This is a genomic window from Streptomyces sp. NPDC048254 (assembly GCF_043201895.1).
Taxonomy (GTDB): Bacteria; Actinomycetota; Actinomycetes; order Streptomycetales; family Streptomycetaceae; genus Streptomyces.
Genome location: NZ_JBICZJ010000006.1, coordinates 300751 through 312905, shown reverse-complemented (window position 1 = coordinate 312905; position 12155 = coordinate 300751). Strand labels below are relative to the sequence as shown.

At 70.4% G+C, this 12155-nt stretch carries 14 protein-coding genes; 9 read left to right on the top strand and 5 right to left on the bottom strand.

All coding sequences use genetic code 11. The annotated features are described in order from the left end of the window. The first annotated feature begins 11 nt into the window (after positions 1-11). Positions 12-671, top strand: coding sequence for a trimeric intracellular cation channel family protein (locus tag ACGFZQ_RS19480; protein ID WP_351739640.1), 660 nt, complete (start codon positions 12-14; stop codon positions 669-671). Here ACGFZQ_RS19480 and ACGFZQ_RS19475 read toward each other — a convergent pair. Next, positions 580-1809, bottom strand: a complete 1230-nt coding sequence (locus ACGFZQ_RS19475; protein WP_393841387.1) for an alpha/beta hydrolase — start codon at positions 1807-1809, stop codon at positions 580-582. The two genes, ACGFZQ_RS19480 and ACGFZQ_RS19475, sit on opposite strands and share 92 nt — an antisense overlap. Before the next feature lie 172 nt (positions 1810-1981). Here ACGFZQ_RS19475 and ACGFZQ_RS19470 point away from each other — a divergent pair, with 172 nt between their 5' ends. Both ACGFZQ_RS19470 and ACGFZQ_RS19465 read left to right on the top strand, forming a co-directional pair. Further along, the gene (locus tag ACGFZQ_RS19470; RefSeq protein ID WP_351739634.1) at positions 1982-2833 is read left to right on the top strand and encodes a thioesterase family protein; all 852 of its coding nucleotides are present in this window, start codon (positions 1982-1984) and stop codon (positions 2831-2833) included. 206 nt (positions 2834-3039) lie between these two features. After that, the gene (locus ACGFZQ_RS19465; protein ID WP_393841386.1) at positions 3040-3420 is read left to right on the top strand and encodes a hypothetical protein; all 381 of its coding nucleotides are present in this window, start codon (positions 3040-3042) and stop codon (positions 3418-3420) included. A gap of 285 nt (positions 3421-3705) precedes the next feature. Here the strand turns inward: ACGFZQ_RS19465 and ACGFZQ_RS19460 are convergent, their stop codons facing one another. Next, on the bottom strand, positions 3706-4335 hold the full coding sequence (locus ACGFZQ_RS19460; protein WP_393841385.1) for a TetR family transcriptional regulator: 630 nt from the start codon (positions 4333-4335) through the stop codon (positions 3706-3708). A gap of 122 nt (positions 4336-4457) precedes the next feature. On the opposite strand from ACGFZQ_RS19460, the gene ACGFZQ_RS19455 reads away from it, so the two are divergent. From ACGFZQ_RS19455 to ACGFZQ_RS19440, 4 genes are all read left to right on the top strand, one after another. After that, on the top strand, positions 4458-4625 hold the full coding sequence (locus ACGFZQ_RS19455; protein WP_393841384.1) for a hypothetical protein: 168 nt from the start codon (positions 4458-4460) through the stop codon (positions 4623-4625). Between the two features lie 33 nt (positions 4626-4658). Then, positions 4659-4931, top strand: coding sequence for a DUF4190 domain-containing protein (locus ACGFZQ_RS19450; RefSeq protein WP_393841511.1), 273 nt, complete (start codon positions 4659-4661; stop codon positions 4929-4931). Between the two features lie 177 nt (positions 4932-5108). Continuing rightward, complete coding sequence (locus ACGFZQ_RS19445) at positions 5109-6272, top strand: cysteine desulfurase family protein (RefSeq protein WP_393841383.1); 1164 nt, start codon at positions 5109-5111, stop codon at positions 6270-6272. Between the two features lie 144 nt (positions 6273-6416). Next, entirely contained in the window at positions 6417-7283 is an 867-nt protein-coding gene (locus tag ACGFZQ_RS19440; protein WP_393841382.1) for an intradiol ring-cleavage dioxygenase, read from the top strand. A gap of 190 nt (positions 7284-7473) precedes the next feature. Here the strand turns inward: ACGFZQ_RS19440 and ACGFZQ_RS19435 are convergent, their stop codons facing one another. Both ACGFZQ_RS19435 and ACGFZQ_RS19430 read right to left on the bottom strand, forming a co-directional pair. Continuing rightward, positions 7474-9090 carry a multicopper oxidase family protein gene (locus ACGFZQ_RS19435; protein ID WP_393841381.1) on the bottom strand — a complete coding sequence of 539 codons (1617 nt, stop codon included), beginning with the start codon at positions 9088-9090 and terminating at the stop codon, positions 7474-7476. 222 nt (positions 9091-9312) lie between these two features. Beyond that, positions 9313-9966: an N-acetylmuramoyl-L-alanine amidase gene (locus ACGFZQ_RS19430; protein ID WP_351739614.1), complete on the bottom strand. Its 654-nt coding sequence runs from the start codon at positions 9964-9966 to the stop codon at positions 9313-9315. A 60-nt stretch (positions 9967-10026) separates the two neighbouring features. Here ACGFZQ_RS19430 and mnmA point away from each other — a divergent pair, with 60 nt between their 5' ends. After that, positions 10027-11166 (top strand): tRNA 2-thiouridine(34) synthase MnmA, encoded by a 1140-nt coding sequence (gene mnmA, locus ACGFZQ_RS19425; protein WP_393841380.1) that lies wholly within the window; start codon positions 10027-10029, stop codon positions 11164-11166. On the opposite strand, the gene ACGFZQ_RS19420 is transcribed toward mnmA, so the two are convergent. Then, the gene (locus tag ACGFZQ_RS19420; protein ID WP_393841379.1) at positions 11156-11482 is read right to left on the bottom strand and encodes a DUF427 domain-containing protein; all 327 of its coding nucleotides are present in this window, start codon (positions 11480-11482) and stop codon (positions 11156-11158) included. The genes mnmA and ACGFZQ_RS19420 overlap by 11 nt on opposite strands. Positions 11483-11609: 127 nt before the next feature. Between ACGFZQ_RS19420 and ACGFZQ_RS19415 the strand changes: the two genes are divergently transcribed. Further along, positions 11610-12149: a TIGR00730 family Rossman fold protein gene (locus tag ACGFZQ_RS19415; protein ID WP_393841378.1), complete on the top strand. Its 540-nt coding sequence runs from the start codon at positions 11610-11612 to the stop codon at positions 12147-12149. Positions 12150-12155: the final 6 nt, after the last annotated feature.

Genomic DNA, 12155 nt, shown 5'->3' with positions numbered 1-12155 from the left:
ACAATGTCAGGGTGCAGCTGCAGCAACTCTTCTCTCCCTCCGTCCAGCACACGCTCGACGTCATCGGCATCTTCGTGTTCGCCATCTCCGGCGCGCTGCTGGCCGTCCGCAAGAACTTCGACGTCTTCGGCATCGCCGTGCTCGCCGAGGTCACCGCGCTGGGCGGAGGGATCTTCCGGGACGTGATCATCGGGGCGGTGCCCCCGGCCGCCTTCACGGACCTGGGGTACTTCAGCACCCCGCTGCTCACGGCGCTCGTGGTGTTCTTCCTGCACCCGCACGTCGAGCGCATCCAGTCGTCGGTCCTGGTCTTCGACGCGGCCGGCCTCGGCCTGTTCTGCGTCACCGGCACCACGAAGGCGTACTCCTACGGCCTCAACCTGACCGCCTCGGTCGCCCTGGGGCTCGCCACCGCGGTCGGCGGCGGTGTGCTCAGGGACGTGCTCGCCAACGAGGTTCCCTCGCTGCTGCGCTGGGACCGCGACCTGTACGCGGTCCCGGCGATCGTCGGGGCGACGATGGTGGCGCTGTGCATCCACTACGACGCGCTGACCCCGTTCACCAGCGGGCTCGCGGTCGTCACCGCTTTCGTGCTGCGCCTGCTCGCGATGCGGTTCCACTGGCGAGCGCCGCGTGCGTGGAACCGGCGGACGACGGTTCGCGAGGAGTAGTACCGGACCGGGCACGGCTCTGGCCCATGTTGACCGTCAGCCATTCGAAGACCGCCGGCACCTGGGGCCGCCACAGCGCCATGTTGTGGCCGCCCGCGCTGCGCGGCAGGAACACCACGTGCACGGTGGTCGGGGCCTTGGCGAGCTGTTCGAGCGCCACTCCGGCCTGGTAGCCGTCGCCTGACTCACCGGACAGGTAGAGGGCGATCCGGGGCGGCACGGCCGCCTTCCTGAGCAGCAGATAGGGGTTGTTCCGCTCGCGCAGGGTGACGCTCTGCGCGGCGAGTGAATTGCGTTCGCCGATCGGGTCGTTGTAGCCGGACAGGCTGATCGCGGCCCGGTAGCGGTCCGGGTGGGCGACGGCCAGCTTGACCGCGCAGTGCGCGCCCGCCGAGTAGCCGGCGACCGCCCAGTTCGCCGGAGCCGCGGCGGCGCGGAAGTTGTCGGTCACCATCCTCGGCACGTCGATGCTGAGCCAGCTGTCGGCGTTCACCGTGCCCGGGATGTTGGCGCAGCCGGTGTCCACACCGGCCAGCAGGTTGGTGCGCGGGGCGACCAGGATGAAGGGCGCGACCCTGCCGCTCCTCATCAGCGGCAGCAGCTGCTCGTGCACCTTCAGCGAACCGAACCAGGCCTTCGCCGAGCCGGGGTAGCCCGGCAGCAGCTCCACCACCGGGAACCTGTGGTTGCGGTACCCCGGTTCGTCGTACTGGGGCGGCAGCCAGACGTAGACCTCGGCGTTCACGCCCGAGACCCGGCCCTTGAGCTGGGTGACCCGTACCCCGCCGGCCGCGTGCATGGCCGCTCCCTCGGCCGCCGTGAAGGTCTGCCTCACCTTGGGCAACCGCCTCAGCGCTATGCCGCCGGTCCCGTCCTGGCCGAGGTTCGCGGCCTGCTGGACGTGGTCGCCGGTGCCGAGCAGGTCGGCCCAGTTGTCGTACAGGTCGTTCTGGTTGTTGACCACTACGAAGATCAGCGTCACCGCGGTGGCCTGTGCGAAGAGCAGCATCAGGACCCGGGCCACGGTGCGCACGGCCTTGGGCCCGCGCATCCTCGACCACAGGACGAGCGGCAGTATGAGGGCGACCACGGACAGGACGATGGTCGTGTAGAGGAACGGAGTCCCGGTGAGGCTCATGTCCCCATAGAGGGGAATTCCCGGCTCCGGGTTACGGACGTGTCCGGACACTTACCTAGAAATTGCCGGAACCTCACCCGGCGGGGTGGATCCCTTACTGGCTGATCGCCGTACCGGCGGCACCCATCCGGGAAAGCTACCGCTTAGTAATTTCCTGTTGTACTGTTCAGCCATGCCAGAAGCAGCTTCCACGCGAGCCGTGATCGGCGACAGCGAGTTCGACCGCGACACCGCGGTCACCCGGCGCGTGCCGGGGGTCTACGACATCGACCTCTCGGCCGGCTGGACCATCATCAACGCCGTCAACGGCGGCTATCTGCTGGCCGTCCTCGGCCGGGCCCTCGCGGACACGCTGCCGCATCCGGACCCGTTCACCATCTCCGCGCACTACCTGACCGCGTCCCAGCCGGGGCCGGCCGTGATCCGCACGGACACCGTCCGCACCGGCCGCACCCTCTCCACCGGCCAGGCCTCGCTCTTCCAGTACGACGACGACGGCAACGAGGTCGAACGCATCCGCGTCCTCGCCTCCTACGGCGACCTCGCCGCCCTCCCCGACGACGTGCGCACCACGGCGACCCCGCCGGCCATCCCGCCCATGGACCAGTGCTTCGGCCCCGAGGACGGGCCGGCGCCCGTCGACGGCAGTTCCGCCATCACCGAACGCCTGATGCTCAAGCTGGACCCGGCCACCCTGGGCTGGGCCCTCGGCGCCCCCTCCGGCAAGGGCGAGATGCGCTCCTGGTTCGGCCTCGCGGACGGCCGCGACACCGACCCCCTCGCCCTGCTGCTGGCGGTCGACGCGCTGCCGCCCACCGCCTTCGAGATCGGCCTCAAGGGCTGGGTCCCCACGGTCGAACTCACCGTCCACGTCCGCCACCGCCCCGCCCCGGGCCCGCTGCGCGTCTCCGTCACCACCCGCAACCTGGCCGGCGGCTTCCTGGAGGAGGACGCCGAGGTCTGGGACAGCGCGGACCGACTGGTCGCCCAGTCACGGCAGTTGGCCCGGGTCCGCCTCGGCTGACGTATCCGCCGGAACCCCGTTCTGTCACGGACATGTACCAGCGAGTAAACCGCGACCGTCCGGAAAGACGCAGGTCAGCGCGGTGACTTGAGCCTCTCTTTACCCGAATCACAGGCCGGGGACAGTGCGGGCCCAAGTACGCCCTAAGCGCCGTTGGTTGAGTGCCACGCCTCAGGACTCCCTCATCCTTTATGGAGCTGTCTCTCATGAAGCGTGTACGTCTCGTCCCCGCGGTCGCCCTGCTCGCCGTGTCTCCGCTGCTGCTGACCGCGTGCGGCTCGGGCGACTCGTCGTCGTCCGGCAGCGGCAACTCCGGTCAAACGCAGTCCTGTCAGGCTCCGTCGGGCATGCCGACCGGCAACGCCTCCGGGAGGCCGAGTGGTGCTCCCTCCGGTGCGCCCACGGGCAACTCCACCGTCAAGCCGACCGGCACCCCCACCGGCATGCCGAGCGGGGGTCCGGGCGGCGGCCAGGGCGGCCCCGGCGGCGGTCAGGGCGGCGGCGGTTGCGGCGGCGGCCAGGGCGGTCCCGGCGCGGGCGGTGCGGCGCCCAGCGGGGCTCCGACCCAGCAGGCCACGAAGAGCTGACACCAGGCGTGGCACGACAGGGGCGGCGCGTCCGGCGACCGGACGCACCGCCCCTTCGCGTTGCCCGGCCCTGGGGCCTGTCCGGCGGATCAGGTCGCAGGAGAACAACGGCACATCATCAGCGCCGGTGAGCGGGGCCTGGTGCGTCCGACTGCAAGGCGCAGGAGGGCGGCAACGCGGTGGGGGCACCCCCGGCCGAAGGCTGGGGGACGTTGACAACCGACGACAACGCCGCAGGTGGACGTGGCAGGCCCCGCGTCTGCGGCATGATCCGCCGGAAAGGCCCTAGTCCAGCCAGTGCTGCCGGCCGAGGCTGATCAGTCGCATCTGGCGGGCGGCGACCTGGGTGACGCGCTGCCGCTCCGCATCCGAGGGCTCCGGCGACTCCAGGGTCTCCAGGAACAGGGACGCGGTGATGAGCATCTGGTCCACGTAGAGGTGGGCGAGCATCAGCAGGTCGTCGTCGCTCCACCCGGCGGCCTCGGGGTCCCTGGCCAGCTCGGTCTTGACCTCCTCGGCGAACCGGGCCAGTTGGTCCCGGATGGCCTCGCGCACCGGCTGCACCCCGCCGTGCCGCTCCCGGGCGATGAACCGCACGTGCGCCGGGTGCGCGGCCACATGGTCGGCGATCAGCCGTACGGCACGGGTGATGCGCTCCGGGCCGGGCGTGGAGACGGTCGTGCGGACCATGGGGTGCAGGCTGCCGAGCGCCTCGTCGACGAGGGCGACGCCCAGGTCGGCGGTGGAGCGGAAGTGCCGGTAGAAGGCGGTCGGGGCGACCCCGACGGCCCGGGTGACCTCGCGCAGTCCCAGGCTGCTCAGGCTCTGCTCCTCCAGCAGCCCCAGCGCCGCGTCCAGGAATGCCTGGCGGGTCTTCTGCTTCTGGGCCTGTCGGATGCCGAGGGTGTGACTCATGTCATCCAGTTAACAACTGTTCTCCGGAATTGAAAAGCCGTGGGAGTTGCTAGACTCAAAGTCAGTGAACAACTGTTACTACAACCGTTCACCCAAACTTAACGGAGGGGGGATCGAATCCCATGCTGTTCCTCGTCGCCGCACTCATGCTGCTCGGCGTGGTGCTGGGCACCGTGGCCCACGCGCCGCTCGGCGTCACCGCAGGACTCGCCGCCGTGATCGCCGTCTGGCTGGCCGTCTTCGCACTCCGCGAGCGCATCGCCCGCCGGCGCCGCACCTCGGCCAACTGACCGTCCACCACGACTTCCAGGAGCTGAGCCATGCTGCACCTCACCGCCCCGGCCGCCACCCGCCCCGAACCCCGCACCCGCGACGCCGACGGCATGGCCGTGGCGTCCTTCATCCTCGGCCTCCTCGGCCTCCTCGTCCTGAACCTGTTCCTGGGCCCGATCGCGATCGTCCTGGCCCTGGTGTCCCTGTGGCGCGGCACGAGCCGCAAGGGCCGCGCCTACCTGGGCCTGGCCCTGGGCATCGCGGACCTGGCGATCCTGGGCATCGCGATGGACGTCTCGAACACGGTGTCCTGGAGCTTGTGAACGGGACCCTGCAAACCCCGTTCAGGGAAGCGCCCCCTCAGGGGCGCGGGGCCGTGTCCATGTGCGGCTCCGCCGCGTGGGCGCGACCAGCCGCCGGCGGCCCGCACCCGCTCACGGCGATCGACTCCTACGGCGCTGGGCGACCCTCACCCCGCCCCCCGTAGAATCGACGTCATCATGGCCTACCTCGACCACGCCGCCACGACCCCCATGCTCCCGGAGGCGGTAGAAACCCTCACCGCCACCCTCGGCGTCACCGGCAACGCGTCCTCCCTGCACGCCTCAGGCCGCAAGGCCCGCCGCACGGTCGAGGAATCCAGGGAAACCCTCGCGGAAGCACTCGGCGCCCGCCCCAGCGAGGTCGTCTTCACCTCCGGCGGCACCGAGGCCGACAACCTCGCGGTCAAGGGCCTGTACTGGTCCCGCCGCGACGCCGACCCCACCCGCACCCGCGTCCTGTCCAGCCCCGTCGAACACCACGCGGTCCTCGACGCGGTCCACTGGCTCGCCGAACACGAGGGCGCGACGGTGGAGTACCTCCCCGTCGACAGCTACGGCCGGGTCCACCCCGAGGCGCTGCGCGAGGCGATCGCCCGCAACCCCGACGACGTGGCCCTCGCCACCGTCATGTGGGCCAACAACGAGATCGGCACGGTCCTGCCGGTCCGCGAACTCGCCGACGTGACAAGCGAGTTCGGCATCCCCCTGCACGCCGACGCGGTCCAGGCGGTCGGCCAGACCCCGGTGGACTTCGCCGCCTCCGGCCTCGCCGCGATGACCGTCTCCGGCCACAAGGTCGGCGGCCCCTACGGCATCGGAGCCCTGCTCCTCGGCCGTGAGTACACCCCCGTACCGGTCCTGCACGGCGGCGGCCAGGAGCGGCACGTCCGCTCCGGCACCCTCGACGTCCCGGCGATCGCCTCCTTCGCGGTCGCGACGAACCTCGCCGTCGAGCGCCGCGAGTGGTTCGCCCGCGAGATCGGCGCCCTGCGCGACCAGTTGATCGACGCCGTGCGTACGGCCGTACCGGACGCGATCCTCGGCGGCGACCCGGTCGACCGCCTCCCGGCCAACGCGCACTTCACCTTCCCCGGCTGCGAGGGCGACTCGCTGCTCCTGCTGCTCGACGCCCAGGGCATCGAGTGCTCGACGGGCTCCGCGTGCACGGCCGGGGTGGCCCAGCCCAGTCACGTCCTGCTGGCCACCGGAACCGACCCGGACCTGGCCCGCGGCACCCTCCGTTTCTCGCTCGGCCACACCTCCACCCAGGCCGACGTGGAGGCGGTCGCGAAGGTGATCGGACCGGCGGTGGAGCGGGCCCGGGCCGCCGGACTGAGCTGATCCCGGCCACTTCGACGGTGCTCCGCGACACGCGGTATTGACCCCAAGTCGCTTCCAAAGAAGCCGAGTTGCGAGATTTCTCATCAGCATGCGCACAGCGCGGGGCGAGGGCACACCTCAGGTGGCTCTCTAGCTTCTGCTGACATGACAGACAACCTCTCTGCCTCCGCGCAGAGCCCCGCACCCGATCCCTCCGACTCCGACTCCGTTTCCGCTCGGCCGGGCCGGCACCGCATGGACCACACCATGAAACGGCGGCGCGTGCTGATCGGCGGCGCCACCGTCGCCGCGGCCGGCGGACTGCTGGCCGCGGGCCTCGCCTCCGCCGACACCACCACCGCCCCGGAGGCCGACGCAGGCGCCTCCACCACCGTCACCAGCGACGCCTCCTCCGGCGTCTGCTCCCTCAACGCCGAGGTCACCGAGGGGCCCTACTCGCTCGAAGGTGCGCTCGTGCGAGAGGACGTCCGCGAGGACAAGGAAGGCGTCGAGGTCCAGTACACCTTCACCGTCGTCGACGAGGCCAACGACTGTGCTCCGCTGGAGAACGCGCTGGTCGAGATCTGGCACTGCGACGCGCTCGGCGAGTACTCCGGCTTCGTCGGCAAGAACGGCCACACCGAGGACGACGACGGCACCTTCCTGCGCGGCGGCCAACTGACCGACGCCGACGGCGAGGTGAGCCTCATCTCGATCTGGCCGGGCCACTACGTCTCCCGGGCCGTGCACGTCCACATGCGGGTGCACACCGACGTGACACTGACCGACGACTCGTACACGGGCGGCTCGATCATCCACACCGGCCAGCTCTTCTTCGACGCGGACCTCAACGCCCAGGTCCAGGCGGTCTCGCCGTACTCCGACAACACCACCGCGGAGACCCTCCTCGACGACGACACCATCTACGACGACGGCGGCGCCTCCTCCGGCCTGCTGACCCTGACCGCACTGGGTGACAGCGTCTCCGACGGGTACCAGGCGACGCTCACCGTGGGTGTCAGCACCTCCTGAGACAGCGGGGCCCGGCGCCCCTGACACCGCCACCGGCCCGGTGACCGACTCAGTCGTGGTCACCGGGCCGGTGTTTCGTGTGTCGGACCCGAGTGCGGCGGTCCCCGCCCCCCTGCGGGCGGAACACGGCAAAAGGCTGCCGCCGGCGCTTCCACCGCCGGCGGCAGCCTTCCCGAGAACCAGGTTCAGGCTAGCTCTCGGTGACCATGAGGGACGCCATCATCCCCTCGTCCTCGTGCTGCAGGAGATGGCAGTGGAGCATGTACATGTACGTGTCGTCGCTGAAGTCGGTGAACTCCATGGCGATCTCGATGGAGCCGCCGCCGACCACCTCGTAGGTGTCGTACCAGCCGAGTTCGACGCCGGTCGGATCCTCGCCGTTGATGGAGATCAGCTGATACGGCACGTCGTGCAGATGGAACGAGTGCTCCAGCTGCGTGCCGTTCTTGATCGTCCAGATCTCCTTGGAGCCCAGCGTCGTACTGATCATGGCCATCGAGCTCATGCTCGTGCCGGCCGAGCCGTTGATGGTCATGGTCGTGCCGGACTGGCCGAGGGTGATGGTCCGCGCGGTGAAGTCGCTGGTGTCGTACCGGTCGATGGTCCGCAGCGAGGTGGGCAGGTCGTCCGGGGTGTCGGTGCCGCCGGCCGAGACGGTCAGGAAGTCGTACGTGCCGCTGCCGCCGCGCACCCAGCCGGTGGTGACGACCGCCTGGAGGGTGACGTCGTCCGACAGGTCCATGACCATCTCGGCGCGGGCGCCGGCCACCAGCCGGATCTCGGTCACGTCCGCCGCCGCGGACAGATAGCCCTGGTCGGTGGCGACCTGCGACATCGTGCCGCCGTCGCTGCGCTGGATCGTGATGATGTCCGACGGCGAGGCGTTGAGCAGCCGGAACCGGGTCCGGGTCTTGGTCGCCGAGAAGGTGAGCGTGGTGTCGTCGACGTTGGTGCCGTTCACCAGCAGCGGGTAGGTCAGGTCGCCGCCGAGGTAGCCGGTGAGGTCGTACTTGATGTCGCCGTCGGCGTCCACGGCCAGGCACTGGAAGATCAGCGGGATGTCGTCGGTGCCGTAGGTGGTGGGCAGCGCGGCGCTGGTGGTGTTGTCGCTGTCGTCGACGATGATCATGCCGGCCAGGCCGTGCACCGCCTGCTTGGCCGTGGTGCCCAGGGCGTGCGGGTGGTACCAGAGCGTCATGGGCTCGTCGAGGACCTCGAAGGTCGGCGACCAGGTCTCCCCGTCGGAGAAGGCGACCTGGGGACCGCCGTCCATCTTGGCCGGGACGTGCGCGCCGTGGAAGTGGACCGTGGTGTCCTCGCCCAGGCTGTTGGTGATGTTGAGGAGGGCCGTGTTGCCCTTGGTCCACTTCATGGTCGGGCCGAGGAACGACTGGTTGTAGCCCGCGGTGGTGCTGGTGACACCGCTGATCACCTCGGCGCTGCCGGTCTGCGCCTCGAGCGTGTAGGTGGTGGTGCTGTCGGAGGTGGTGCCCTCCAGGAGGTCCGGAATGGACAGGGTGGCGGTGTTGGTCGCGGCGCCCGCCTTGTTGCCGTTCGCGTCGGTCAGCAGGGCGAAGGTCGCGCCGCCCGCGGCGACGGCGCCCAGGCCGACGCCGGCCATGCCGCCGAGGAACTTCCGCCGGTGAACGCCCTTGCCGCGCTTGGCCGTCGCGTCCTTGGAGTGCTCGGCCCCGGTGACGCGCTCGGCCTTGGAGTGTTCCGCGCCCTTGGCGCGCCGGCGCCTGCCGCGGGTGTCCTGCTCTTCGCTGCCGCCCGTCTCGAAGGAGGGCTCTGAGGTGTGGGTCATGGCGGGGATGTTTGACCTGAGCTCTGTGTGAAATCTGAGGCGAAGTTAGGAGGAGAGCGGGGGGACTGTGCGGGGGCCATGGATGCTGGAGATGCTTAACTCCCTTGAAAAGGGGCGGAGTTGAGCAGGCGCAGCTAGCGCCTGGGGTGGGGGACGCAACGGACACAGACAACGCGCAGAGCGAGCACAGGATAACGATTCAGTCACATGCGGAACCTGGGGTCAGGCCTGTCCGACCCGCCGTACAAGACCCATGTAGCGACCCCAGTCCCAGTGCTTGCCCGGGTCGGTGTGGTCCGTCCCCGGCACCTCCACATGACCGATCACGTGCTCCCGGTCCATGGACATGCCGTACCGCCGGCATATCGCGGCCGTCAGCCGCGCCGACGCCGCGTACATCGCGTCGGTGAAGTCCTCCGGGCGGTCCACGAAGCCCTCGTGCTCGATGCCGACACTGCGCTCGTTGTACGACCGGTTGCCCGCGTGGAACGCCACGTCCAGCTCGCGGACCAGCTGGGTGATCCGCCCGTCCTTGCGCACGATGTAGTGCGCCGCCGCCTCGTGCGCCGGGTCCTGGAAGACCTTCACCGCGCTCGCGTAGCCGCCCTGGGTGACATGGATGACCACCCGGTCGATCGGATAGTCGTCCGGCCGGTTCGCCGTCCGGTAGTTCGCGGGCGACGCGGCCACCCAGCGCGCACTCCTGAAGTCCACCGCGCCGGCCACCCGCGCCTTGCGCACCCCCGGCAGCCGCCAGTACAGCCGCGTCAGCTCGTCCCTGGTCAGCGCCACCGTGCCCGCGGCCGCCGCCGCCCCGCCGACCAGCAGCGCCCGCCGCCCGATCCGCCGGTCCCGATCACCAGTCGTCGCCCCCATGTGATCCCCAACGGATACTCGCGGGTCCTGGTTCCCGTGGCCCCTTACCCTGGAGGGGCTATGACTGACACCCCGCAGCGCACCCGCCCCCTCCGCGTCCTCGCCGCCATGTCGGGCGGCGTGGACTCCGCCGTCGCCGCCGCCCGTGCGGCAGAGGCGGGCCACGACGTCACCGGCGTCCATCTCGCGCTCTCCGCGAACCCCCAATCCTTCCGTACCGGCGCGCGGGGCTGTTGCACCATCGAGGACTCCCGCGACGCCCGCCGCGCCGCCGACGTCATCGGCATCCCGTTCTACGTCTGGGACCTCGCCGACCGCTTCCGCGAGGACGTCGTCGAGGACTTCGTCGCCGAGTACGAGGCGGGGCGCACCCCCAACCCGTGCCTGCGCTGCAACGAGAAGATCAAGTTCGCGGCCCTGCTGGACAAGGCGCTCGCGCTGGGCTTCGACGCGGTCTGCACCGGCCACTACGCGAAGATCGTGACGCTCCCCGACGGCTCCCGTGAGCTGCACCGCGCCTCCGACATGGCGAAGGACCAGTCGTACGTCCTCGGCGTCCTGGACGAGAGGCAGCTCGCCCACGCGCTCTTCCCGCTCGGCGACACCCTGACGACCAAGGACGAGATCCGCGCCGAGGCCGAGCGCCGGGGTCTCGCGGTCGCGAAGAAGCCCGACTCGCACGACATCTGCTTCATCGCCGACGGCGACACCCAGGGCTTCCTGGCCCAGCGGCTCGGCAGGGCCGAGGGCGACATCGTCGACGAGTCCGGCGCCAAGGTCGGCATCCACGAGGGCGCGTTCGGCTTCACCATCGGCCAGCGCAAGGGGCTGCGGATCGGCACCCCGGCGGCCGACGGCAAGCCGCGCTACGTCCTCGACATCTCGCCGGTCGACAACACGGTCACGGTCGGCCCGGCCGCCGCCCTGGACGTCAGCGGACTGACGGCGATCAAGCCCCGCTGGTGCGGCACCGCCCCCACCGGCCCGGCCCGCTACACCGCCCAGCTCCGCGCGCACGGCGGCGAGACCGAGGTCAGCGCCGAACCGGTCGACGGCGAGCTGCGCGTCACGTTCACCGAGCCGGTCCGGGGCGTCGCCCCCGGCCAGGCGATCGTCCTGTACGACGACACCCGGGTCGTCGGCTCCGCGACGATCGCGTCGACCGTCCGGACGGCGGACACGGCAGGCGTCAGCCGGTGACCTCTACCTCGTAGAAGCAGAGGTGGTCCTTGATCTGAGCGATGTCGGACTTGGGGTCGGGGTAGGCCCACACCAGGTCCGGCGCGTCCGGCAGGGACCAGTAGGAGGCGGTTCCCTTGAAGGGGCACACGCTGTGCGACTCGGAGGGCGTGAGGAGATCCAGGCGGACGTCCTCGGCGGGGATGTAGTAGCGCGGAGGGCAGCCGGTCTCGTGGAGGACCAGGGCCCGGTCGCTCTCGGCGAGAATCAGATCGCCGTGTGCGACGCGCACGTGCTGCGGGGACTGCTCGATGGTGATCGTGTGTCCTGAGGGCATATGTGGTTGACGTCGACGGGCGCCCGCTTGTTCCCGAGGGCGGCTTCTTCACCCGGAGGCGCCGGGAAGTGCGAGGCCGGCTACCCGCGGCCCGCACCCGCCACCCGGCCACGCCTACCCTGACTCCATGCGCATCTGTGTCTTCCTCTCCGCGGCGGATCTCGACGCCCGCTACACCGGCCCCGCCCGTGACTTCGGGAAACTGATCGGCAAGGGCGGCCACACCCTGGTCTGGGGCGGCTCCAACGTCGGCCTCATGAAGGTTGTCGCCGACGGCGTCCAGGAAGCCGGTGGCAAGCTGATCGGCGTCTCCGTCGGCTTCCTCGCGAACAAGGTCCGCCCCGGCGCCGACGAGATGGTGATCGCGTCCGACCTCGCCGAGCGCAAGCGGCTCCTCCTGGAGAAGGCCGACGCCGTGGTGATCATGGTCGGCGGCACCGGCACCCTGGACGAGGCGACCGAGATCCTGGAGCTGAAGAAGCACGGCCGCACGGACAAGCCGGTCGTCCTGCTGAACACCGCCGGTTTCTACGACGGCCTTGAGCAGCAGTTCCACCGCATGGAGGCGGAGGGCTTCCTGCCCCGCCCCCTGGCGGAGCTGATGTTCTTCGCCGAGGAGCCGGCCGAGGTACTCGCCCACCTGGAGGCGGCCCGCAGCGCCGGCTGATGCGAG

Excerpts from the sequence above, each read along its gene's own strand:
- ACGFZQ_RS19430 (WP_351739614.1), bottom strand. The coding sequence starts at position 9,966 with ATGGGGGCGACGACTGGTGATCGGGACCGGCGGATCGGGCGGCGGGCG.
- mnmA (WP_393841380.1), top strand. The coding sequence starts at position 10,027 with ATGACTGACACCCCGCAGCGCACCCGCCCCCTCCGCGTCCTCGCCGCC.
- ACGFZQ_RS19445 (WP_393841383.1), top strand. The coding sequence starts at position 5,109 with ATGGCCTACCTCGACCACGCCGCCACGACCCCCATGCTCCCGGAGGCG.
- ACGFZQ_RS19465 (WP_393841386.1), top strand. The coding sequence starts at position 3,040 with ATGAAGCGTGTACGTCTCGTCCCCGCGGTCGCCCTGCTCGCCGTGTCT.
- ACGFZQ_RS19420 (WP_393841379.1), bottom strand. The coding sequence starts at position 11,482 with ATGCCCTCAGGACACACGATCACCATCGAGCAGTCCCCGCAGCACGTG.
- ACGFZQ_RS19415 (WP_393841378.1), top strand. The coding sequence starts at position 11,610 with ATGCGCATCTGTGTCTTCCTCTCCGCGGCGGATCTCGACGCCCGCTAC.
- ACGFZQ_RS19470 (WP_351739634.1), top strand. The coding sequence starts at position 1,982 with ATGCCAGAAGCAGCTTCCACGCGAGCCGTGATCGGCGACAGCGAGTTC.
- ACGFZQ_RS19460 (WP_393841385.1), bottom strand. The coding sequence starts at position 4,335 with ATGAGTCACACCCTCGGCATCCGACAGGCCCAGAAGCAGAAGACCCGC.
- ACGFZQ_RS19440 (WP_393841382.1), top strand. The coding sequence starts at position 6,417 with ATGACAGACAACCTCTCTGCCTCCGCGCAGAGCCCCGCACCCGATCCC.
- ACGFZQ_RS19475 (WP_393841387.1), bottom strand. The coding sequence starts at position 1,809 with ATGAGCCTCACCGGGACTCCGTTCCTCTACACGACCATCGTCCTGTCC.
- ACGFZQ_RS19455 (WP_393841384.1), top strand. The coding sequence starts at position 4,458 with ATGCTGTTCCTCGTCGCCGCACTCATGCTGCTCGGCGTGGTGCTGGGC.
- ACGFZQ_RS19435 (WP_393841381.1), bottom strand. The coding sequence starts at position 9,090 with ATGACCCACACCTCAGAGCCCTCCTTCGAGACGGGCGGCAGCGAAGAG.